This window comes from Thermogladius sp. KZ2Tp1 (assembly GCF_051131135.1).
In the GTDB taxonomy this organism is placed as follows: Archaea; Thermoproteota; Thermoprotei_A; order Sulfolobales; family Desulfurococcaceae; genus Thermogladius.
This window is the reverse complement of sequence record NZ_CP151274.1, coordinates 744913-766866: the sequence shown is the minus strand read 5'-3', so window position 1 is coordinate 766866 and position 21954 is coordinate 744913. Positions and strand designations below refer to the sequence as shown.

The window sequence follows — 21954 nt, the reverse complement described above, 5'->3', positions numbered from 1 at the left end:
GCGTCGGTCTCTAGTACTCCACGTACTCCTCCTTGAAGTCCTCTGTCAGCCTTATGGTGGAGGCCCTCACAACTCTCACGGGGAGTTCCGGGCAGGGGGTTCTAGCGAGTAGTTTACCCGCGTCGAAGTCTATCTTCTCCACGATGCCCGGGCACTCGCTGCCCTTCCCGTCGGAGAGCGAGACGTAGAGCCCTCTCTCGAAGCCCTGCGGGTAGACTGCCAGCTTGTCTCTCCCCAGGCTAGCCGACAACTCCTCGTAGACTCTCCTGGTGTCGCCTCTAGCCACCACGAAGTACTTGCCCCCCAGTACACTGCTGTACACCACCCTCTCGTCGTGTAAGTCGACTCGAGCCCCCTGGAGCAGGGGCATGTCTACGAAGACCAGCTGGTCGAGGTCGTACTTCACCATGGACGCGTTAGCGAAGAACTCCCTGTACCTGTCGCTCCGGTACTCTCTCCTCTCAGACCTGTCCCTTACCTTCTTCACGCTGGGCGAAGGGGCGGGTCTGTACTTGACCCCCAGCCTCTCGAGGGCCGAAAAAGAGGGGTCTGAGCCGCCCACGTGAACCAGGTAGTCTGGTCTCACCTCCACCACGAGCTTGGTCTTGTACAGGACCGCTCCGACCTCCTTCACCCAGCCGTCAGTGTCGACCACAACGGGTGTCCTACCCTCGCCGACAGCCTGCTCCACCAGCCTCTTGACGTAGTTGACTATCGCGTCCGTGCTTCTCTGGGGCTTGTTGTCCCCGACAAAACACATTCTCACGGGCTTTAGCCCCCTGTTCCACAGGGTCTGCTCGCTCGGGTAGGCGAGTGATACGTAGCCCGGGGGAGCAACGTCGGCTTGGCCTACGTCCGCGTCTACGAGAGCCGGCCTCATCCCCCTCTCGAGGGCCTTGTTGAGGAGAAGCGTCGTGAAAGAAGACTTGCCGGAGTCTACTTCGCCTACAACCACTACTACTGTAGGGCTGCTGCTCACGATTTCCTCGCTAAGCTTAACCCACTCGAAGTAGGCCTCGTTGTCCTCGAGCCTCTTAATCTGCGCCTCGTTGACCATGCTCAAGTCAAGCTCCGAGTCCTCGAGGGCTACCACTGCGTAGCTCTTCAGCCTGTGGATTATGACCCTCTCTCCTACGACGACCTTCTTGCCCAGGATCTCTACTGTGCCCCTCAAGAGCGTGAACGCCATCGGCCCGAACAACTTGACGCCCTCACCTTTGTTCAGCTTAAGAGTTGGCACAGCCGCTCACACCACTCGTAGCGGGTTTCACCAGGCCTTTTTACATGTGATGGTAACTTGGTGGGCGTCTATTAAGCTTCCTACAGGAGGAGAATTCCAATAGCGGACCCGCTGTTAGGGCACGCCGACCCTCCTATACTTGGACCACGGCTCATTGAAGGGTTTCGTCGCGATCACTATTAGTTTGTCCCCGACCCCCTCCGGGCTCCTTGGGTCCAGCGTACTAGCCTTGGCGTTCCTCAGCACGACGACGTCTTCGCCGGGCTTGCTGCGCGTCGCTATAGCCCACTCGACCTGTAAGGGGTCGTCGACGTCTATGTCCTCGTCTACGACTACGACCACTTTCATGCTGGGGTGTCCCGTCAGGGCCGCCAGGGCCGCGTTGAGCGCCTCTCCCCTAGTAGACTGTTCGATGGCTATGACCCCTATGAGCCAGCTGCCGCCGCTGACAGCCAGCCGGACGGCCCTGACGCCCGGCGCCACCCTCTTGACACTCTCGTAGATCGGCGGCTCTCTCGGGAGGCCCATCAAGTAGAAGTGGTCGCTTGTCGCCGGCACTATGGCGTGGTACACCAATCTGCCCTGGGCGTTAACGTAGTAGGCAACGGGCTTGAAGACGTTCTGCCTCCTCCTCTCGTCTACTAGACCCAGGATGTCGACGAAGGGGCCCTCCCAATCCTCCTCCCTGGAGATGACCCCCTCGACAACCAGCGAGGCGGTGACCGGTACAGGTATGTTGAACACGGGGGTCTTGGCCACCCTGTTCACCCCGCTTAGGGCCGCCCCTATTCCCACCTCGAAGACGCCGTAGGGCGGGCTCATGGCGGCCGCGATCTCCTGGTAGACGTCTAGGCCGAGCACCATAGCCACGGGCAGGTCTCTACCCGCCTCGAAGGCCTTTTTCACCATGTAGTGCAGGTGCCTCGGGACGATCCTGAGCGTTGCCCTGTCGTCGTCAATGTACATGACCCTGTGGAAGCTCGAGTTGCAGACGCCCTCCCAGCACGCTATGAAAACAGCGCTGGTCAGGTAGGGGCCCCCGTCCTCGCGGTAGAACTTGATGAAGGGGAGGTCTCGTAGAGCCATGTCGGCTCTCCTGAAGCTGCCGGCGAAGTCCACAACCTCGAGATGTGAAGGGCTGTAGTACGCTCTCAGTAGCTTCTCGTACAGCTCGGAGTCGCTCCTCGCACCCACCAGCTCGTATACGTCTCCCCGGTCTCTCAGTATGTTTGAGACGCACTCCCACTCCTTGTCCTTGAGCCTGAACACCACTCTCTCCCGCCTGTGCCCGTAGACCGCCCTCGTGGGCTCGTATTCGGGGTCTAGGTCGCCGGCAAAAAACGTGTCTTTTCGCCCCTTTATAGAGTCCACTAGCGAGGCGAGCATGGTCAAGTAGACGCCCTCTACACTCATCAGCTAACGTAAACTAATATCTGGCGGGGCGGAGACTTAACCTTATCTGGCGTCGGTAGCCGGAGGTGCTACAGCACCTCGACCCCCTGCTTCAAGGCTATCCTCAGGGCTGCCAGGACGTCCTTATTGCCCCTGAGGTACTGCCTGTTCACGACGAGGCCCTTCAAGAGGAGCCGGGCGCTAGCCCTACTGTGTGAGGGCGTGGTGTTGTACTCGCTGACGAGCTCTACTCTAACACCCGGGACCCTTATCTTGACGTCTCTGGCTATCTCGAGCCCCCGACCGTGAGCCCCCACTCTAACGATGACGGATGTCGCCGGGACGCACTCTACCAGCTCCCTCACTTTGCCGACCAGGTCGTCCATAAACCCCCAGTCTACTACAACCGAGTCTCCTAGAGCTATGAACGCGTGCCTCGAACCCGGGTCGACCCCTATTGTCAGGCTGCCGTACTCGCTCTTCATGAGAGAGGCGAGTACGGCCTTCTCCAGCCCTCTACAAGTCCTCTCCGGGTCGTAAACAACCGCTAAATCCCTCCTGGCGCCGACCTCGTCTCTTATCTCGCTAGAGTCCGTGTAGACGACGCTGTACTCAGGTACCTCGTCGAGCGTGTAGTAGAAGGAGAACTTGATACCCCTCCTCCTGAGCTTGTCGACGACTTCTCTAAACCACTTAGGGTCGTATACTGCGACTACCAGGTTCCTGTACAGCAATACAACCACTTCTATTATTAAAGGATACAAGAGTAGATTATAGGTTGTGAGCGATACAAAGACCCGTAGCCATCACCAGAGGTTTCGCGGGCTTGCGCGTGCCGACCGAGTTGAGGAGGCTGGTCTCCGGGTCTCCTACAACCCTCTTCTACGGCCCGGCAGCCGCTGGTAAGACGAACATATTGATCAGCCTGGCTAGAGAGTTCTGCGTCTTCGGGAAGAGGTGCGTGTTCATAAGCACCGAGGGCACCCTCCACTACGACAAGATAGCAAGGGCCGGCGTAGGTTTCGGGAACGTAGAGTTCGCGGACGTGGTGGACTTCGACGTCTTCACCGAGCTGCTCCTCAAGCTCTCATCGGCAACGGTATTCAACTACATCTTCATAGACAGCATTAACGCCCTCTACAGGCCGCTCGCGACTAGGGCCGACGTGCTGTCCAAGTACCTATTTACTCTCGCCAAGCTCTACAACTATAGCCTCAGGGGTGGTAGAGTGGTCGCCTCTGCGCAGGTGAGGGTGGGGGAGGACGGCGAGTTGGAGGCCTCGGGCTTCAAGCTGCTAGACTACTACTTCGACACTATCTTCCAGGTCAACTTCGAGGGCTCCAAGAGGTTTATTAGACTCGAGAAGCCCCCTAACAGGGAGCTTAAAATGTACTTTAGGGTAGGTGACGAGGGTGCTGTATTCTACTGACAGCGCCCTGGTGGCCCTAGTCGAGTTCGTGCTCATGTACTACCTCTCCCCGATGGTGGCAAACAGCGCCCCCGTCCTAGTCAGGGGGAGGACGCTCATCGACGGGGGCAGGCTGTTCCTGGACGGTAGACCGGTCTTCGGATCCCACAAGACCTGGGAAGGTTTCCTCGCAGGGGTCGTAATGGGTTTTACCTCTTCGTGTACTGTAGGCCTGGTTTTCGAGAGCCTGCCCCTCACGTTCCTCAACATGGGCGGCGTAGTAGCGGCATTACTAGGGGACCTGGGAGGGGCGTTCGTGAAGAGGAGGCTGGGTATCGAGCCGGGAGAGCCCCTACCAGTTGTAGACCAGCTCGACTTCGCCCTCGCTGCGACGCTACTATACCTCCTCCTAGACGCGGGTTTCGCGTCGCGCCTAGACCTCGTGGTAATGTCTCTGCTTATTATACTCGTACTCCACTTGCTGACAAACAACGTCGCCTTCGTGCTCGGGTTGAAGAATAAAAGGTGGTAACGTTTTTAACCATTAATAAAATGGTAGTTGAGGAGGGTGCTTACTCGTGAAGATACCCAAGGTTATTGTGACCTACTGCCCGAGGTGCAGGAGGCACACCGAGCACACCGTGACGATCTACAAGCACGGTAAGAGGAGGAGCCTAGCCGAGGGCGAGAGGAGGTACGCCAGGAAGAAGCAGGGCTACGGTTCCAAGAGGAAGGCCGAGCAGAAGAGGTTCGCCAAGACGACCAAGAAAGTCGTGCTGAAGCTGAAGTGTAAAGAGTGCGGCTACACCCTCCACAGGGAGGGTATTAGGCTGAAGAAAGCCGAGCTCGTAGAGGTGGCCAAGTAGTGAAGAAGCGGCTAATCCCGGTACCCCAGCCCAGGAGCAGGTTCTACAGGGTTATCTGCAAGACCTGCGGAGCGGAGAACGTAGTCTTCAGCCACTCGACGTACCCGGCGAGGTGCAAGGTCTGCGGCACGGTCTTGGTCAAGCCGACCGGGGGCCGGGCTATCGTACTCAAGGACAAAGCCGAGATAGTAGCCGAGCTAGGCTGAGACGCGACCCGCTCTTGTCCCAAACCCTCCCTGCTCGACTGTTCTCCGTTGCAGGCCGTTGGAGTCGGCGCTGCGCCTGCTACACAAAATTTTAAAGACAAAACTACATACCGGCAATTTAGGGAGGTGGTGTTTGCACTATAAGGCCGTTCTAGCCGCATTAGCTCTCATACTTCTCAGCCTTCTACCAGCCACAGTAGTCTCGTCTTACGCGCAACCAGGCGACGGCGTCTACTCGGTTAAGTACATAGTGGTCAAGGCCTCCCAGGTACCGGTGTTGATCGGCTGCAGACAGGACAGTCTGAGGGCAGTCACCTATCTACCGGGCGGGGGCGTAGTACACGGACGCGTCTTCATCGCCCCCAGAGAGTTCGTCGCGTCCAATAGTACGCTAAAGGGGCTGATCGAGATCCCAGTACTCGGAAACGGCCTGGTCGACGCGGACACCGTGCTTATGGTCCAGCTACTCGTACCTCAAGCAGGGAAAGACCAGCACGCGGCGGACCAGCCTGGAGTAGGAGAGACCTTACCATGGCCGGTTGAGTACGCGAAAGACAGGGTTAGAAGCAGGGCGATTGTACAGGTAGAGCCGGGCAGCCTCGTAATCGACCCCGCTAGGGGGCTAGAGTACGCTCAAGCACCGATGACCCTAGGGCTCTACTGTGATAGCGACCCGAGGGGCTCTAACGCTGTCTTCGATAATGACGTCCTCCAAACTCTGAAGTACGCTGTTGAGAGGGGGGTGTTCTCGTCAGTTAAGATAGTCAAGGAAGAGCACTTTAAGGGGTTTGTTGTGGACCTCAAGAAAAACTCCATTAGCGCTGTGCTCCCTGACAGCGAGCACGATACAGAGTCGGTGAGTAGTCAAGGCCTGATCGTTATTGGGGGCGGTGGCGGGCCAAGCCAGCTCTATCAGTTTGTCTACCCGCTCGTACCGCCCGAGTTCGCGAAGTATTTGGCGGGGGGCATCTCCTACGACTCCGTCTATCTAGGTCCCTACGTCTACAATGTGAAGCTGAATATCAAGTTCTCGGCGGTTAGCCCCGGTAGCGTCTTAGAGGTGAAGTATGTGCTCAAGAACATCGACCCCGCGACAGGCCGGGTTTTGAGCATACTCGAGTCGAAAGACTTGTTCTTCGAGGCCCCTACAACGCCGACCCTTATTACGTTGTACCCGTCCAACGTTGATTACTACGGTAATTTGAGCGTAGACATCTCGTTGAACACGTGGGTGAAATCGTCGGGCACGTTACAGAGCGGGGGGAACGTCTCGCTTAGGACGCTGTCCGTCTACGTGGAGAAGCTCTACCCCGAAATGCCGATACCACAGACGAGGAGGGCCGTGCAGGTCTTGTCTACAGGAGTCCAGTCCAGCCTACTGCCTTCCAACACTAGTGGCTACTTCAGGGACGCGGGGGCCTACTTCTACGTGCCCTACACTATCTCGCTGTCGTCCACGCTTATCAACGGGCAGTACTTGAACTACGCTACGGGCAACGGTAGTGTAAAGGTCAGGGTCGTACTAGTCGACGCCGGCCCCTTTGGTACTCCAACACCGTTCAGCGGCTGGGTGGCCATATATGTCGACAACTGGCTTTACGTCAACAAGACTGTGTCCAGCCGCCTCGTAGGGAGCGTATACATAGCGGACACCTACACCGAGGTACCGGTCGAGCTGGCCCTCGCGTATTTCGAGATGGCGGCGGGCCCTCTCCTGACTATTACAGTTAACGCGACAGACGTTTACGGCTCCCGGACGTATATAAGGGCGTACGTCGACGCCTGGGTCGAAGAGTGGTACGCTCCAGAGGTGTGGAACCGTTTGTCCCTAGATGTTCACTCCAATCATTTTATACGAGTTTATGATCCCATCTAGGGACTTCCGCCTCGCCCACAGGGCTTTGGGTACCCGTGTGGGTTCATGGGCGGCTGTCGAGCCCAACGGCACGGGGCTCCCATCTCCGAGTAGTCTCGCGGGGCTTGGAGCACTGCTCCCACCGCCCCGCAGGGCTTTGAGGAGGAGGTTCCAGACGGCTACCACGTCCCTGTGCCAGTACTCGCCGCCCTTGGTGCACCTCCCAACCCTAGACCCGTCCTCGTAGGCGATCTCCGAGCCGTGAACCGGGCAGAGCCTAGAGGTGTTCTTGGGGTCTACATAGACTACCGGTACGCCGTGCTCTCGAGCTTTCTCCTCGATCGCCCTCTGCACGCCTCTAAAGGCGGCTTGGAACACCCTGTGCCTCAGCTGGCTGTCCCTTATCCTAGAGACCATCTTCTCACCGGGTCTCATCCCAAGCCTCTCGAGGACTACGGCATAACCTCTTCTAGAAGCCTCTCTCACAATTATGTTCGCAATCTTCCACCTAGCATCCAGCTTCTTCCCCCTTTCATTAAGCTTCTTCAGGGTCTTCCTCTTGGTTCTGGACTTCACACCGTAGAGCTCATCGTACTTCCCCTGAACCCTCTTCCTACGGTAGTAGTAGCCGAGGACAATTCTCCCAATGTTTGTCTCGAAGAGATATACAGAGCCGTCGATTAGTGCGGTGACGTTGTTCTCGTTAACGTCGACAGGTATGAAGCCACGTGGTCTATGCTCTTCAACATCCTTCGCAAAGGTTAGGTAGATTATTAATCTTCTGCTTCTCTTATCCAGCTTAATCTTTGCCTCGGAAGCAAGACTCCAGCCCCCGTTAATGTACCTCCAGTACTGCTTGTGTGGGTTGAGCTCAACGGATACCCACCCCCTGTGGGTCGCTATCCTGACGACCGTGTAACCCTCCATCTTCCACAGGTGGTCGTCCAGCCAGATAGAGACGCTGTTGACCTCAGGGAATTCTTCTTCAGTCAACCGTTTCTCCCTCAGCTTGAGAAAACTCTTCGCCCTCGTGGAAGCGTCTTGGCAGACTGTGTATGCGTAGTGGGAGGGGAGATGTGGGTAGAGGTTTCTCAGCTCGCGGTACTTTGATGCCTTCAGCTTGGTGAAACTCCTCACCTTGCTCCTCACAGCATACATTGTAAGTTGCTCGACCATGTTCCGGTACATGCCCTCGAGCTCGGCGAAGACCCTGAACAGCCTCCGCGGGAGAGGGGGCGTCTCGACGGCAACGGTTCTAGTTACCCTCGTCTTTCTCGACCTCTTCTAGGAGCTCCTTGAATTCCTCGAGAAACCTCTTTTTCTTGTGGCTTCTAAGCCCGTAGAGCTTGCCCGCGAACGATGTGACAATCTCTATTAAGTCCTCGACTAGCTCTCGGTGAGCGTCCTTAGGCTCCTCGCCGAGGACAACCTCTATCCTGACCCCGTACTGCCTGAAGAAGTACTCGAGGTACTCGAAGCCGAACCTGGTCAGCCTGTCCCTGTATGCAACGACCACGACGCCCACTTTTTTATTGACGACGTATTCGAAGAGCTTGAGCAACCCTCTGCGGTCTGCCTTCAGCCCGCTGGCGACGTCCGTCAACACGTCGACCACCCTATACCCCTTCGCAGAACAGTATTGCGTAAGGTACTGTACCTGTCTCTCTAGGTCGCTCTTCTGGTCGCTGGAGCTAACGCGGGCATATACTACTGCCCTGACCTCTCCCGCCGGAATGCCTTCAATGATCCTCCTGACCTCGCTTTCGGGAATCCTGTACTTTCCGCCAGCAGTCCTAATGGCTTTAATTCTGCCTTCCCTAACCCACCTAGAGAGAGTAGAATAGCTTATGCCAAGCCTCTGGCAAACCTCTTTAGGTCTAAGCAACCTCTCTGAAATAAACAACACCAATAAACATAAACAAAACCAAAGCTTATAAACCTTACGATCCATTATCAACAACGAAACAGCCCTACAACCCGTTCCCCTGGATAAGCAACCAACCCCCTTCAATCCAGGTGATCGCGCAGGCGATAGTGGGCGACCCGAGTTATGTTGGGCATCCCACAACCGTACTCGGCGTAAGCTTGGCGGGTATCGGTCTAGGTGTTGTCACGGAAGAAAGCACGTGGATGGCCTTTGAGATAAAGGCCTCGGGGGTGAGAACGAGCAATCTCGCGAGCAGCGTAGGCTCGTTAAACCTACGAATCAGGATGCCCCTCGAGATGGCCCGATACGTCGATCACGCCGGTGGCTTCGAGTGGAATGTCTCTGTGGGAGGGGCAGAGTTTATCCTACAGCTGGCTGGTATTATAAACTTCCCGATATCTCTTGCCACCAGTGTTCTGGAGTTCTTTGGGTTGGTCAGGTCTGAAACAGCGTTTTTGGCTAGTAGCCTTTTCGCCATTCCTGACCTACTCTTGGACATTATATCGAGGGGTGCCACCAAGGTTGTCAACATCCTCAACATCCGCACGTGGAGCGACGGACAGTTCTACTACGTTCTCTACGGGTGGTCTTCTGGGCCTCGAATCGTCGACTGGGCCTCGCTTAGGGTTGTTTTGCCCTCCGGGAGGGTCGCTATCCCGTCCAATAGATCGTACGTCATCTACGTGTCGGGTAGCGTGAACGGGAAGGAGCTCGGCGAGTTTCCTGTGAACGTGTACTTGTTGCCCCCTCCCATCCCAGAGTACTACGAGCCTGGTGGTGTGAATGATGTATTCAAACCCTGGTGGTAGTCCCAGGCTACTACTAAACATTCTCGAGTACATCGGGGTCGTCACTCTGCTTGTTCTGCCCGTGTCCTTCGCATACTCGTTCGTGATTAAGAGCTACTTACTAGCGTTCCAAGACGACAGAGTGCTACCATACGCGACGGGTCTTGAGTTCACCCTGGCACTCTTACTCCCAATCCTTCTCCTGCCCCTCCCGCTATACATGGCCGCTAGGGAGGAGGCGCTCGTGCCACCCGTAGTGATACGTATAGTGAGGAACACTGCCTTCGCGTTCGCGCCGTATACCATGTATTCTCTAGTGGGAATCCTGTTGTCAGCCTTCGGTATTAGGAGGTTGATCGACCCCGTTGTCTCGTTCTTTATCGTGGGGGTTATCCTCTCGCCGATTCTAGGGCTCCTTGTTTTGGCGATCTTCTTCCTCGCGCCGGCTCTCTCGTGCTTCATAGTACACTACGACGGGGAAGTAAGGTGGGGTGCCTACAGGTACCTCTGGAGCATCGTCAAGTCTATGTGGGCCAGATCGCTGGCAGGCTCCCTGCTAGCCCTATTCGCATCGGCTATTGTGGGCTGGACTCTCCTCTTAACTCTGGCACCCCTCGTTCCCAGCTTCTTCCTCGAGAAGGTCGTAAGCTACACAGCGTACGACTGGTGGATAAGGGGCTTACTTGACAAGTACGTCCTGAACTACCTCAGCGTTGCCCTGGGCATCCCGAACATTCTAGTCTACAGCGCGGTAGCCATAGAAGTCGTGAGAAGTGAGTGTAGGCCGGTCACAGCCCCAAGCGCGTGAAGCCTCCAGCAGAGACCTTATTTTAACGATTGGTTTAACCCGAAGTGCGGGGGGTGGGATTCGAACCCACGCAGGCCTACGCCATCGGGTCCTGAGCCCGACCCCTTTGACCTAGCTCGGGCACCCCCGCCCCGTTAATATATTTATCTGGAGACCCGTTTTAAGCAAGGAGGGTTTGCCTAAAGCGCCGGGGGCGGGATTCGAACCCGCGTGCCCCGTATGGGGCAGTAGGTCTCTCGCTCTAGCCGGAACTCGAGCCTACCCCCTTAGGCCGCTCGGGCACCCCGGCTCAACATATTCTATATTGTTAGAGTGGTTTAAATCGCTCGTTCTACTAGGGACTTCACGAAGCCCGTGAAAACGGGGCTCGGGCTCAGCGGCCTGCTCTTGAACTCCGGGTGGAACTGGACTCCCAGGTAGAACCTGTGCCCCTTCAACTCGACCACCTCGACGAAGCCCTCATCGCTCCAACCCGTGGGTTTGAGGCCCGCCTCGCTGAGCTTGTCGACGTACTTGGGGTTCACGATGTACCTGTGCCTGAACCTCTCGTAAACAGGTGTAGTACCGTAGAGCCTCCATACCAGGCTGCCCTTCTCGAGGTTCACCTTGTGGACGCCTAGCCTCATAGTCCCGCCCAGCCTGCTCACGCTCCTCTGCCAGGGTATCAAGTCTATAACCGGGTGCTCTGTCCCCGGGTCTAGTTCCGTGCTGTTAGCCCCCTCCAAGCCGAGCACGTTCCTCGCCGCCTCTACTACCATGAGCTGCATGCCGAAGCATATCCCCAGGACGGGCTTACCCTCTTCTCTGAGCTTCTTCAAAGCCCTAATCTTGCCCTCAGCCCCCCTCTTCCCGAAGCCGGGCAGTATGACGGCGCCGTCGTACTCGTCGAGGGCGTCCAGGCTTACGAGGCCGCTCTCTATGTCGGTCGACTCGATCCAGCCCAGGTTAACCCTCGCACCCACCTGGGCGGCAGAGTGCCTCAACGCCTCCACGATGCTTATGTAGCTGTCTCTGACCTTGGTGTACTTCCCCACCATGGCCACTCTAACTTCCTTACCGGCACTCTTCACCTTCTCGGCCAGCGAGGACCAGTCACCTAGGTATGGCTCCCTGTAGTCTAGCCTAAGCACCTCTGTCACGTACTTCAACAGCCCCTCTCTGTGTAGGATAAGCGGCACCTCGTAGACGGAGGAGACGTCTGGGTCGCTGAACACCGCCCTCTGAGGCACGTTGCCGTAGAGGGCTATCTTGGCCTTCTCCTCCTCGTTCAGCATCCTGCCAGACCTCACCACTATCGCGTCTGGCTGTATACCGATCCTCCTGAGCTCCTGGACGCTGTGCTGGACGGGCTTGGTCTTCAGCTCGCCAGTAGATATGATCGGGGCCAGGGCCACGTGGACGAACACCGTGTTCGAAGGGCCCTCCTCGAGCCTCATCTGCCTAATGGCCTCCAGGAAGGGGAGGCCCTCTATGTCCCCAACCGTACCTCCTATTTCGACTATGAGTACGTCTGAGCCACGCCTCCTAGCCACCTCCCTGATCCTGCTCTTGATCTCGTCTGTCACGTGGGGGACGACCTGGACGCACTGCCCCAGGTACCCCCCTTCCCTCTCCTTCTCCAGGACTGAAAGGTATATCTGCCCCGCGGTGATGTTGTTCAGCCTCGACATGTCCTTACCTAGGAACCTCTCGTAGTGGCCTAGGTCGAGGTCTGTCTCGCCACCGTCCTCGGTAACGAAGACCTCTCCATGCATGTAGGGGTTCATAGTCCCAGCGTCTACGTTCAGGTAAGGGTCTATCTTGACAGCGTCGACGTTGTACCCAGCTCTACTGAGGAGCAATCCTATAGAACCCACTATAACGCCCTTGCCAAGGCTCGAGAGGACTCCTCCTGTTACAAAAATGTACTTGACCAAGTGCCCTTACCTTAATTAGCCTTACGTTACTTTATAAACTTGAAGCCAGATATGTTGATACATGGTCGACAAGACTTCTCTAAAGTACGTTACATGGGATGAAATACACAAAGCTCTAGCAGTGCTGTCCAGGAGAGTTAGGGAGACTTTCAAGCCGGACATACTAGTGGCGATCGCTAAAGGGGGGTACATCCCGGCCCGTATACTCTCGGACTTCCTTAACGTCGGCGAGATAGGGTTCGTGGAGATAAAGTTCTACAAGGAGATCGGTAAGACGAGGGAGAGGCCTGTTGTCTACCAGTTCTCGCTCAGGAACATCGAGGGTGTCAACGCTCTACTAGTAGACGACGTCGTCGACTCGGGTAGGACCCTGCAGACGGCGACAAACCTCTTATCGAACTTCGGCGCGAGGGAGATCCGCAGCCTCGCCATATACGTCAAGAAGTGGAGCCCGGTCCTGCCCGACTACTACTGGGAGGTCTCAGACAAGTGGATTGTCTTCCCGTGGGAGATATGTGAGACGGCTCGCGAAGTCGGCGGCGGCAACCTGCCGCCGGAGGTAGGTGTTGTAGAGCACTGCTACTAGCAGTGCTACAGCACGAGAGCCGTTATCACAGCCACCGACAAGACCGTCAGTAGTACCGAGTAAACCACGTAGACGCCCTCGTCGAAGACCATGAGGCTGAACATGTCCATTACCCTCCACAGCTCCATGTTGGGCTCCTTGATGTGCACGTGAGCCCACCAGCTGGTCGGGAACATGAAGACCCAGAACGCGATGTAGGCTATGTAGACTATTGATGCCACCGTTCTACGCCTGGACCCGCCCACCTGCAGGGCCGCCAGCCCTATCCCCGGCACGAAGTACTGGTAGTTCACCCTCCAGTACGAGGTCGTGAAGGCCAGGTAGAGGAGGAAGGCTAAGAGGCCCGCGTCGCGCTCTCTGGTACTAGTGAGCCAGATTGCCACCAGTATGTTTAAGACCAGGTAGAAAACCCACCAGTACGAGACGACCCACTCGTAGTCACCCCCACCGAACTGGTGCATGTATGTGGCTAGGCTCGACAGCCCGTTGAAGCTGTACACTATCGGGTAAGTGTACCCTGGTTTCAGCGAGGCGAGCACCTCAAAGGCCTTGGACAGGGTCTGGCTGTAGTAGGCTGCAAAGGGCGCGAAGGGCGATAATGCGCCCAGTACGAATGCCGCGAGGCCGGATAGCCTGCTCTTTAAGCACTTGTCCTCTACCAGGCTGGAGACCAGTACGCCTAGTGAGGCGGGGGCTACGTTGGGCTTGAAAGTCGCGGCTAGCCCCGCCAGGGCCAGGCTCGGCAGGCGCCTACCCGACCTGTACAGGTAGAGGGACGCTAGTATCATGCTTAGAGGTATTTGGTCGAACATGCCGTAGACCGAGGAGGTGTATATGACCGCGGGGTTCAGGTAGTAGAGGGCAAAACCCACTAGCGCGGCCCGGCCGCCACTGTACCTGGACAGAATGAGATAGACCAGGGCGCCTGACACGACGTCGAACGCTACAAACAAGCTCTTACACGCGACCACCCACTCGACGGGGACGTAGACGTAGTAGTTCCCGCTATTCCAGTACGCCAGGACGGGTTGTCTAAGTAGAGCCCTGAGAGGTGCTAGTAGCAGTACTAGCTGGGGGCCGTAAACGTAGGGCCAGTTGTAAGGCCACCCCTCCTCCGCGTAGAGCTTCGCGTCCGCGTACTTGTAGAATTCGAGTCCGTGTCTCAGGAAGGTGTCGGAGAAAGAGGCGAACTGTGCTATATCGCTTCCCGAGGTGTACGGTACGAAGACCAGCCGTACCATTAGGCCTGCTACCAGCATCAGCGAGAAGGCGTAGTCCCTAGCGAGCCCCCTCAACATCCAGGAGGACCCGTGTACTAGTGGGGCGGCTGTAGCTAATAAAAATTAAAGCAGCTCACGGCTTGACGCTGAAGTACAGCCTCTTCTTACCCTTACCCTTGTTCTCTACCCTGAGCAGGACTATCTCGCCTATCTCAAGGGTGTTCTTGACGTGCGGCCCGCCATCGGCCTGTACGTCTACCCCCGGTATCTCCACTATCCTCAGCTTCTCGACTCTCGGCGGCGCCCTGGAGGCCAATTTCACGATCCCGGGTATCTTCATGGCCTCGTCGTAGGGTAGCCAGTACACCTTCACCTCGATGCCCCTCTTCACGACGTTGTTTGCCATCTCGACAGCCCTCTGGAAGAGCGCCTTGTCCGCCGACTCGAGACTGTAGTCGTCGTAAGCGTACTCGGGGCTGACGTTGCCGCCCGTGATCAGCGCGTTGTACTCGCTGTACATGATCGCCGATATTATGTGCGCCGCCGTGTGCAACCTCATCAGCCTGTACCTCCTCTCCCAGTCCAGGACCAGCTTAACGACGTCGCCTGGCTTCAATTGGAGGTCGCCCGCGACCTCGTGGGCCACGTCGCCCGTGTCTCGATCGTAGTACACCGACTCCACCCGAGCCGAGGACCCGTCCTTCACAATAAAGCCCTTGTCGTTGTCCACGCCACCGCTCCGCGGGTGGAAGATCGTCCTGTCTAAAAAGACCTTGTTCCCGACGACATTAACGACTTTGGCGTCCAGCTCTTTGATGTACGAGTCGTGTTGATACACCAGCTCTGTCAAACAGGCCACCCACCACTCGTTTAACAGTAGCCGGGCGGGGATTCGAACCCCGGTCACGGGGTCTCCTCCCTGTGTGAGGACCAAAGCCCCGCATCCTTGGCCGCTAGACGACCCGGCTACTGGTAGGAGATATTACTTGCGTAGCTTATTAAACTTGGGACAGAAAAGTTTATTAACCCCCAGGATAAGGGTTTAATAGAGTGTGCTTAGGTGATCATATTTAAACTTTACTCTTCTAGGGGGTGACCGTTTTGAGCGGTGAAAAAACCTCCTCTACTCCTAGCCAGAGCCCCAACGTTTCGAAGTGCCCTCCTAACAAGATCATTTTCGACCACGGTAAAGGCGAGTACGTCTGCCTCGAGACCGGCGAGGTGATCGAGGAGAGGGTCATCGACGAGAGAGCTGAGTGGAGGGCCTTCACGCCGGAGGAGAGGGAGAGGAGGGCCCGCACGGGCGGGCCTATTACGGGTACTGTGCACGACATGGGCTTCGCGACGTCAATAGACTACGCTGACAAAGACGCCTCCGGGAGGAGGATCATAGATAAGAAGGCCCAGCTCCAGAAGCTAAGGAAGTGGCAGGCGAGGACCAGGATTCAGAGCAGCGTGGACAGGAACCTCGCCCAGGCCCTGAACGAGCTGGAGAGGATCGCGGAGCTACTGAACCTCCCCACGCACGTGAGAGAGGAGGCTGCCAGGATATACCGCATGGCTGTCGAGAAGGGCCTGGTGAGGGGCCGTAGCATAGAGAGCGTTATAGCCGCCGCGGTCTACGTAGCCTGCAGAGAGGCTAGGGTCCCGCGCTCCCTCGACGAGATAACAAAGTACACGAGGATACCCAGGAAGGAGATCGCGAGGTGCTACAGGTTGCTGCTGAGGGAGCTTGGTATCAAGGTCACCGCAGTAGACCCAATAGACTTCATCCCCAGGATAGCCCACGCCCTAGGGCTGAGCGGCGAGATAATAAAGAACGCCACGGAGATCCTGAACAAGGTTAGGAACAAGGGGGTGACCGCTGGTAAAGACCCGGCAGGGCTGGCTGCCGCAGCGGTCTACATAGCCGCTATAACGGCGGGCGAGAAGCGTACACAGAAAGAAGTGGCCCACGTTGCGGGGGTAACCGAGGTCACAGTAAGGAACAGGTACAAGGAGATAATCGACGCTCTGGGGATCCAGGAGAAAATGGAAGAGTGAGAGAAAAACCTTTTTGCTCAGTCTACTATAATCACGTTCTCAGGCGGGAACCCGAACTCGTTAACGAGGATCTCCTTGACTCTGTGCCTGTGGTCTCCCTGTAGCTCTATAACACCGTCGTCTCTATAAGTTCCTCCGGCTGCGAGCTTTGTCTTTAGCGTCTTGGCAATACTCTTCAAGACGTCTCTTTCCTGAGGTAGGCCTTCGATCACCGTCACGGCCTTGCCGAACTTCCTCGTGTCAACCCTTATCTTTATGATCTGCTCCTCGCGCCCTAGTTGCTCGCATATCTCCGGGGGTAGCCCACCACAATCCAGCTCTTTTGCCACCATTACTTTATCCAACCTTTGATCCGAGGTGTTCCGTATCTACTTTTATACTAGTAGCCTTAAAAACTTATTTAAACAATAAGAGTCTATCCCGGGGACGTGCCGGTTGGTCAAGTACGTGTGTGGCAGGTGCGGCTACGTATTCGACGAGGAAGAGTTGAGGGTTTACAGAGGTAGGATCAAGTGCCCGCGCTGTACGTACGAGGTCATCTACAAGATCGCTAGGCCTTATAGGCTGGTCAAGGCCGTCTAGCCCTTCTCTAAGAGGACACCTCTATCCATCGAGTAGGGCTTGTCCGCCACTGCCAGGTCTTCGAGGTCGTGCGAGACTATGACTGTGGGGACTCCGAGGGCCTTCACGAGCCTCGCGATCTCCTTTCTCAGCCCCCTCCTAGACTCCACGTCTATGTTAGCGAAGGGCTCGTCTAGCAGGAGGACGCGGGGGTTGGACGCAAGCGCCCTGGCCAAGGCTACTCGCTGCTGCTGCCCGTAGGAGAGCTCCCGTGGCATCCTATTCTCGAGGCCCCGGAGGCCTACGAGCTCCAGGACTTCGCTCACCTTCTCCTTGTCGGGCCTTATCTTCCTACCTCTCATGGCGTAGGCTATGTTCTCATAGACGCTCATGTGCGGAAACAACAGTAGGTTTTGGGGGAGGAAGCCGACCCTCCTCTTCTCCGGAGACTTGTTGACCTCGACTCTCTTATCCGCCTTGAAGACGACCTCCCCGCCTATCACTATAGTGCCTCTCACCGGCCTGATAATGCCCGCTATCGCTTTCAGGAGCGTGGTCTTGCCCGCGCCGTTCGGCCCCTGTATCACGGCGATCTCGCCCCGCCCCACGCCAAGGTACCCAACCCTCACGCTGAAGCCCCCGACCAGTACGAGGAGACCCCTGACCTCGAGACCCTCCTCAACCACCACTCCTCATCACCCTGGCGAGGATGCTTATCGTCAAGGATACGACAACAGAGAGCAGTATCATCGCCAGGGCCACGTTGACGTTACCAGTGCTCATCTCGACGTATATGGCGCCCGGGAGGGTCGCTGTCTTCCCCAGGATCATGCCGGCAACCATGACTGTAGCGCCGAAGTCGGAGAACGCCTTCATGAAGCCCATCAGTATGGAGGACACGAGCCCCCTCCTAGCCAGGGGTATCACCACGTTGAAAAAGGTGCTGAAAACGCCGTGCCCCAGCGTCCTCGAGACGTGCTCGTACTCCACGCTCACGTTCTTGAAGGCGTCGGTCATAGGGGTGATCATGGTTGAGAACGCAAGTATAAACTGGACGAGGACAGCCCCGTTCAACGTGAAGAGCAGGTTGAACGCGCCGTTTAAGGCTCTGCCCACGCTCGTCTGGACGATGAACAGCAAGACAATGCTGCCTGTGGCGACAGGGGTTAACATGAAGGGCAGCGATAGTATCGACTCGACCAGAAGAGGCGTGAACCCAGCCCTCCTCGAGAGCAAGTAGGCGACGACGACCGCTAGCGGCGTCGCCAGCAGCGTGGCGAGCGAGGCCGCGACTAGGCTGAGCGAGAGCGCGCTCTTGAACTCCCACGACGTGAATGCGGCTACCAACGACCCCACACCAGAGCTAGCTACTACGCTCCCCAAGACGTAAGCGACTACGAGTAGCGTTGTCAATAATATTATTAACATGCCGATGTCCACGTACACCACCGCTCTCGATTAGACTAATCACCGAAAGTTTATAAGCGTAACAACACCATAGGAAGTAAACAACACATTGCCCTCTCGGATGTGAGGACGTATGAGGTCAATTATCTTATTAACATTAGTTCTAGTAGCGGTGGCCGCTGGGACTCTCTACTACGTCTACCAGTCCAGTACTCAGGGTAAGACCTCGACGCCCGCTCAGACGACGACCCCGCTCACGTCTCCTCTGGCGGGCGGTGGCACGACCTCCACTGCTCCCTCTACAACCACTACCGAGAGAATAGGTGGGGAGATAGTTGTTGACGCGGCACCTATAGCCAAGCCGATCCTAGACAAGGTCGCAGGCGTGTTCGAGAACCAGACTGGTGCAAGAGTACTGGTCTCGTACGAGGCCTCCGGGAATATCTACACGAAGATCGAGGAGGGCGTCCCAATAGACGTGGTGATTTTCGCGTCTGAGGACTGGGGTGTTAAAGCCCTTAACAACGGGTTAGTCTACTCGACCCCCACCACGGGCCTCGGCTACCAGGTTGTCCTAATCTACGTCAGAAGCACAGTCCCGTACAATATAGCGTGTGTGGACGACCTAGCCAAGTACGACGTGAAAGTTGGGATCCCGAACCCGCAGGCCGCGCCGGCTGGGGCTGAAGCCCTGAAGATAATCAACCAGAGCCCCAACGCTAGCCAGATAATGGACAAGATCGTCGCAGCCAAGGACATCGCCGAGCTAATCACGTGGTACAAGTTGGGCAGCGTCGATGCTGCCTTCATATGGAACACGTTCAACTCTACGCTGGCCAACTTGACTAAGACCGTGATCTACCCGTGGAGGTGCGGCTATAACACTAGCGTGTACTTCTCACCGGTCTACGTGTCGAAGACTAGCAAGAACGTGGAACTGGCTAAGAAGTTCGTCGAGTTCCTTTCGTCAGACTACGTCAAGAACGTGGAGAGGCAACAAGGCTTCTTCGCCACAAAGGAAGAGGCCGAGTCCTTCATAAGGTCCACTTCAGCGTAGGTACAGCCCTATAACCTCTAATATTATTTTTGACGCCAACACAGAGGTGACGCCTCCCGGGTCTACTAGTGGGTTTACCTCCACTACGTCTACACCGACCAATCTGCTGGAGCTTGCTACTAGCTCTCTTACTAGTTCCAGCAACTCCCAGGGTGTCAAGCCGAGAGGCTCGGGGTTGCCAACCCCTGGAGCGTAAGAGGGGTCTACGACGTCCATGTCCACGCTGATGTAGACTGAGCCTAGCTTACCCGTGTTCACCCCTCTCCTGGCCTCTAATACGTCCAGTACTCTGACGTTGTCGAGGTCTTTGACGTACTCGGCCTCCTCAGCGCTCAGCGCTCTCGAGCCGATGTGCACGACCCTGAAACCCTCCTCTACCAGCCTCCTGGCGAACGTGGCGTGGTTGAGCGTCGAGCCCAGGTACTCGCTCCTCATGTCGAGGTGGGCGTCGAATATTACGACTGTGTCCACGAGGTCGCCCAGCGCCTCGACAATGGGTAGCGTCACGAGATGCTCCCCGCCCACGAACACCTTCAGCGAGTCTGGGTAGTCCTCTCTTACCCCCTTAGCTACCGTCTTGATGTTCCTCAGCGACAGCTCCACGTCTCCCTGGGGTATGACGATGTTCCCCAGGTCGGTCAGACCGATATGCTCGAGGCTCCTCCTGCCGAGCAGAGAGTAGAGCTCCAAGTTGCACGCCGCTTCCCTTATACTATCGGGGGCAAGCCTCGAACCGGGCCTGTACGTCGAGGTCGAGTCGAGGGGGGCGCCCACTATGACGGTGCCCGGCTCTTCCTTCTCGATACAGCCGAACGGCTTGGTCTTCGTCAACAAATGCCTCCAGCTCATGTAGACACCTCGCGTGATTTGTCTTTATATTATCCGGTGATTTAATATGAATCCCCTAAGGTGGGCGGTAATTGAGCGACGTGTACGATAGGCTAGCCGACCTAGCAAAGAAGAGGGGGTTCTACTGGGTCTCCTACGAGATATACGGTGGGCTCGCCGGCTTCTACGACTTCGGTCCCGTCGGCGTGCTCCTGAAGAGGAGCATTGCCGAAGAGTGGCTTAAGACCTTCGTCTACGCCTTCGACTTCATGGTGGAGGTCGAGACGCCGGTCATAAACCCCCAGGTGGTGTTCAAGGCCAGCGGGCACGAGGACCACTTCACAGATCCCATAGTCGTGTGCACGAAGTGTGGGAGAGTGTACAGGGCAGACCACTTGGTCAAGGAGGCGACAGGCCTGAACGTGGAGGGGGCCAGCATCGAAGAGATCTGGAGGGTGATCGTGGAGAAGAACGTGAGGTGCCCAGAGTGCGGCGGCGAGCTGTCCAAGCCCGAGAACGCACTCCTCCTCTTTAAGACCGAGATCGGCCCTTACAAGGGGCAGTTGGGGTACTTGAGGCCCGAGCTCGCCCAGGGGATGTTCGTCGACTTCAAGACCGTGCTGAATATCGCTAGGAACAGGCTGCCGCTCGGTATAGCGCAGATAGGAAGGGTTGCCAGGAACGAGATATCGCCTAGACAGGGGCTCTTGAGGCTGAGGGAGTTCACTATTATGGAGCTGGAGTTCTTCCACGACCCTTCCGAGAGCGTTAGAGAAGTAGAGGAGTACCTGCCTTACGTTGAGGGCGAGACGTTGAACATTGTGACAGCAGAGAGCCGCGAGAGGGGTGTCGAGGAGCCTGTCACGGTCACTGTCAGGGAGTCTATTAATAAAGGTATAGTCAAGAACCCGTGGCTAGCCTTCTGGATGGGGGTCGGAAACAAGTTCGTCAGGTCACTCGGCATCCCGCCCGACAAGACGAGGTTCTTCGAGAAGTTGCCGCACGAGAGAGCACACTACTCGGCTCAGACGTTCGACCAGGAGGTCTACTCGGCCAAGTTCGGGTGGATAGAGGTGGCGGGTTACGCCTATAGGACGGACTACGACTTGAAGAGGCACATGGACTACAGCGGTGTAGACATGTTTTACTTCAAGAAGTACGAGAAGCCCGTCGAAGTCGTCAAGAAGAGGGTGATCGTAGACTACAAGGCCCTAGCCGACCGCCTAGGTGAGCGGTTCCAGGAGGCGTTGAAGGTCCTCCAGGGGAAGAGCCAGGAGGAGCTGTACGAAGAGCTCTCGAGCAAGGGCTACGTAGAGGCGGGGGGCTTGAAGATAGGGAGGGAGTTCTTCACGCTGAGAGAGGAGAGGTCCCTAGTCCACGGTGAGAAGATCGTACCCCATGTAGTGGAGCCCTCCTACGGGGTTGAGAGGCTACTGTACGTTCTCCTGGAGTACTCCTACAACGTGGTCGAAGACAGAGTAGTGCTGAAGCTGCCGCCCAGGTTAGCGCCTTTCCACGTAGCCGTCTTCCCGCTCATGGCCGGGAGCAGAGAAGAGCACAAGGCTATGGCCTCGTTGGCGAGGAGTATCGTCCAGAACCTTAGGGAGGGGGGGCTGCGCGTGGTGTACGACGAGGAGGGCAGTATAGGTAGGAGGTACGCTAGGGCGGACGAGATCGGGATCCCCTACGCTGTCACGGTAGACCACCAATCGCTCCAGGACGGCACAGTCACTATCAGGTTCAGGGACACGCGTAGACAGGTGAGAGTGGGCGTCGGCGAGTTGTACGATACCATACTTAAATATCTCAGAGATAATACTATGATATGACTTTGAGAGATGACGCG

At 56.7% G+C, this 21954-nt stretch carries 24 protein-coding genes and 3 tRNA genes; 12 read left to right on the top strand and 15 right to left on the bottom strand.

What is annotated here, in order from left to right; all coding sequences use genetic code 11:
• Nucleotides 1-10: 10 nt before the first annotated feature.
• From WLZ34_RS04310 to WLZ34_RS04300, 3 genes are all read right to left on the bottom strand, one after another.
• The gene (locus tag WLZ34_RS04310) at nt 11-1240 is read right to left on the bottom strand and encodes a Clp1/GlmU family protein (protein ID WP_434730875.1); all 1230 of its coding nucleotides are present in this window, start codon (nt 1238-1240) and stop codon (nt 11-13) included.
• A 114-nt stretch (nt 1241-1354) separates the two neighbouring features.
• Nucleotides 1355-2653 carry a UbiD family decarboxylase gene (locus WLZ34_RS04305; protein WP_434730874.1) on the bottom strand — a complete coding sequence of 433 codons (1299 nt, stop codon included), beginning with the start codon at nt 2651-2653 and terminating at the stop codon, nt 1355-1357.
• Nucleotides 2654-2721: 68 nt separating this feature from the next.
• Nucleotides 2722-3375: a hypothetical protein gene (locus tag WLZ34_RS04300; protein ID WP_434730873.1), complete on the bottom strand. Its 654-nt coding sequence runs from the start codon at nt 3373-3375 to the stop codon at nt 2722-2724.
• An 83-nt stretch (nt 3376-3458) separates the two neighbouring features.
• On the opposite strand from WLZ34_RS04300, the gene WLZ34_RS04295 reads away from it, so the two are divergent.
• The 5 genes from WLZ34_RS04295 (at nt 3459) to WLZ34_RS04275 (ending at nt 6988) form a co-directional block, all read left to right on the top strand.
• Complete coding sequence (locus WLZ34_RS04295; RefSeq protein WP_434730872.1) at nt 3459-4061, top strand: hypothetical protein; 603 nt, start codon at nt 3459-3461, stop codon at nt 4059-4061.
• Complete coding sequence (locus WLZ34_RS04290; protein ID WP_434730871.1) at nt 4045-4572, top strand: CDP-archaeol synthase; 528 nt, start codon at nt 4045-4047, stop codon at nt 4570-4572. Before WLZ34_RS04295 ends, WLZ34_RS04290 begins: the two co-directional genes overlap by 17 nt.
• A gap of 46 nt (nt 4573-4618) precedes the next feature.
• Nucleotides 4619-4906 carry a 50S ribosomal protein L44e gene (locus WLZ34_RS04285; protein ID WP_014736806.1) on the top strand — a complete coding sequence of 96 codons (288 nt, stop codon included), beginning with the start codon at nt 4619-4621 and terminating at the stop codon, nt 4904-4906.
• Nucleotides 4906-5112, top strand: a complete 207-nt coding sequence (locus tag WLZ34_RS04280; protein ID WP_014736807.1) for a 30S ribosomal protein S27e — start codon at nt 4906-4908, stop codon at nt 5110-5112. The genes WLZ34_RS04285 and WLZ34_RS04280 overlap by 1 nt, the downstream gene beginning before the upstream one ends.
• 133 nt (nt 5113-5245) lie before the next feature.
• Nucleotides 5246-6988, top strand: coding sequence for a hypothetical protein (locus WLZ34_RS04275; protein ID WP_434730870.1), 1743 nt, complete (start codon nt 5246-5248; stop codon nt 6986-6988).
• Here WLZ34_RS04275 and WLZ34_RS04270 read toward each other — a convergent pair.
• Complete coding sequence (locus WLZ34_RS04270; protein ID WP_434730869.1) at nt 6941-8143, bottom strand: RNA-guided endonuclease InsQ/TnpB family protein; 1203 nt, start codon at nt 8141-8143, stop codon at nt 6941-6943. The genes WLZ34_RS04275 and WLZ34_RS04270 overlap by 48 nt on opposite strands.
• A gap of 79 nt (nt 8144-8222) precedes the next feature.
• Nucleotides 8223-8918, bottom strand: coding sequence for an IS607 family transposase (locus WLZ34_RS04265; RefSeq protein WP_434730868.1), 696 nt, complete (start codon nt 8916-8918; stop codon nt 8223-8225).
• Nucleotides 8919-9052: 134 nt separating this feature from the next.
• On the opposite strand from WLZ34_RS04265, the gene WLZ34_RS04260 reads away from it, so the two are divergent.
• The gene (locus tag WLZ34_RS04260) at nt 9053-9703 is read left to right on the top strand and encodes a hypothetical protein (RefSeq protein WP_434730867.1); all 651 of its coding nucleotides are present in this window, start codon (nt 9053-9055) and stop codon (nt 9701-9703) included.
• Nucleotides 9678-10490, top strand: a complete 813-nt coding sequence (locus WLZ34_RS04255) for a hypothetical protein (protein ID WP_434730866.1) — start codon at nt 9678-9680, stop codon at nt 10488-10490. Before WLZ34_RS04260 ends, WLZ34_RS04255 begins: the two co-directional genes overlap by 26 nt.
• Before the next feature lie 45 nt (nt 10491-10535).
• On the opposite strand, the gene WLZ34_RS04250 is transcribed toward WLZ34_RS04255, so the two are convergent.
• From WLZ34_RS04250 to WLZ34_RS04240, 3 genes are all read right to left on the bottom strand, one after another.
• A tRNA-Leu gene (locus tag WLZ34_RS04250) sits at nt 10536-10620 on the bottom strand.
• Nucleotides 10621-10675: 55 nt separating this feature from the next.
• A tRNA-Ser gene (locus tag WLZ34_RS04245) sits at nt 10676-10779 on the bottom strand.
• 28 nt (nt 10780-10807) lie between these two features.
• On the bottom strand, nt 10808-12406 hold the full coding sequence (locus tag WLZ34_RS04240) for a CTP synthase (RefSeq protein WP_434730865.1): 1599 nt from the start codon (nt 12404-12406) through the stop codon (nt 10808-10810).
• A gap of 61 nt (nt 12407-12467) precedes the next feature.
• Here WLZ34_RS04240 and WLZ34_RS04235 point away from each other — a divergent pair, with 61 nt between their 5' ends.
• The gene (locus WLZ34_RS04235) at nt 12468-12992 is read left to right on the top strand and encodes a phosphoribosyltransferase (protein WP_434730864.1); all 525 of its coding nucleotides are present in this window, start codon (nt 12468-12470) and stop codon (nt 12990-12992) included.
• A gap of 5 nt (nt 12993-12997) precedes the next feature.
• Here WLZ34_RS04235 and WLZ34_RS04230 read toward each other — a convergent pair whose 3' ends face one another.
• The 3 genes from WLZ34_RS04230 to WLZ34_RS04220 all read right to left on the bottom strand — a co-directional run bounded on the left by WLZ34_RS04230 (nt 12998) and on the right by WLZ34_RS04220 (nt 15180).
• On the bottom strand, nt 12998-14290 hold the full coding sequence (locus WLZ34_RS04230; protein WP_434730863.1) for a hypothetical protein: 1293 nt from the start codon (nt 14288-14290) through the stop codon (nt 12998-13000).
• Between the two features lie 55 nt (nt 14291-14345).
• The gene (gene alaXM, locus WLZ34_RS04225; RefSeq protein ID WP_434730862.1) at nt 14346-15062 is read right to left on the bottom strand and encodes an alanyl-tRNA editing protein AlaXM; all 717 of its coding nucleotides are present in this window, start codon (nt 15060-15062) and stop codon (nt 14346-14348) included.
• Between the two features lie 27 nt (nt 15063-15089).
• A tRNA-Gln gene (locus WLZ34_RS04220) sits at nt 15090-15180 on the bottom strand.
• A gap of 124 nt (nt 15181-15304) precedes the next feature.
• On the opposite strand from WLZ34_RS04220, the gene WLZ34_RS04215 reads away from it, so the two are divergent.
• Nucleotides 15305-16255 (top strand): transcription initiation factor IIB, encoded by a 951-nt coding sequence (locus tag WLZ34_RS04215; RefSeq protein WP_428727398.1) that lies wholly within the window; start codon nt 15305-15307, stop codon nt 16253-16255.
• Nucleotides 16256-16272: 17 nt separating this feature from the next.
• Here the strand turns inward: WLZ34_RS04215 and yciH are convergent, their stop codons facing one another.
• A complete protein-coding gene (yciH, locus tag WLZ34_RS04210) occupies nt 16273-16587 on the bottom strand; it encodes a stress response translation initiation inhibitor YciH (RefSeq protein WP_428727399.1) in 315 nt (104 codons plus the stop codon).
• A gap of 103 nt (nt 16588-16690) precedes the next feature.
• On the opposite strand from yciH, the gene WLZ34_RS04205 reads away from it, so the two are divergent.
• On the top strand, nt 16691-16837 hold the full coding sequence (locus WLZ34_RS04205; RefSeq protein WP_428727400.1) for a DNA-directed RNA polymerase subunit P: 147 nt from the start codon (nt 16691-16693) through the stop codon (nt 16835-16837).
• On the opposite strand, the gene WLZ34_RS04200 is transcribed toward WLZ34_RS04205, so the two are convergent.
• Both WLZ34_RS04200 and WLZ34_RS04195 read right to left on the bottom strand, forming a co-directional pair.
• On the bottom strand, nt 16834-17505 hold the full coding sequence (locus WLZ34_RS04200) for an ABC transporter ATP-binding protein (protein ID WP_434730861.1): 672 nt from the start codon (nt 17503-17505) through the stop codon (nt 16834-16836). The genes WLZ34_RS04205 and WLZ34_RS04200 overlap by 4 nt on opposite strands.
• A complete protein-coding gene (locus WLZ34_RS04195; protein WP_434730860.1) occupies nt 17495-18265 on the bottom strand; it encodes a molybdate ABC transporter permease subunit in 771 nt (256 codons plus the stop codon). Before WLZ34_RS04195 ends, WLZ34_RS04200 begins: the two co-directional genes overlap by 11 nt.
• A 130-nt stretch (nt 18266-18395) precedes the next feature.
• On the opposite strand from WLZ34_RS04195, the gene modA reads away from it, so the two are divergent.
• Complete coding sequence (modA, locus tag WLZ34_RS04190; protein WP_434730859.1) at nt 18396-19280, top strand: molybdate ABC transporter substrate-binding protein; 885 nt, start codon at nt 18396-18398, stop codon at nt 19278-19280.
• On the opposite strand, the gene speB is transcribed toward modA, so the two are convergent.
• On the bottom strand, nt 19272-20129 hold the full coding sequence (gene speB / locus WLZ34_RS04185; RefSeq protein ID WP_434730858.1) for an agmatinase: 858 nt from the start codon (nt 20127-20129) through the stop codon (nt 19272-19274). The two genes, modA and speB, sit on opposite strands and share 9 nt — an antisense overlap.
• 71 nt (nt 20130-20200) lie before the next feature.
• Here speB and glyS point away from each other — a divergent pair, with 71 nt between their 5' ends.
• Complete coding sequence (gene glyS, locus WLZ34_RS04180) at nt 20201-21937, top strand: glycine--tRNA ligase (RefSeq protein WP_434730857.1); 1737 nt, start codon at nt 20201-20203, stop codon at nt 21935-21937.
• Nucleotides 21938-21954 lie beyond the last annotated feature (17 nt).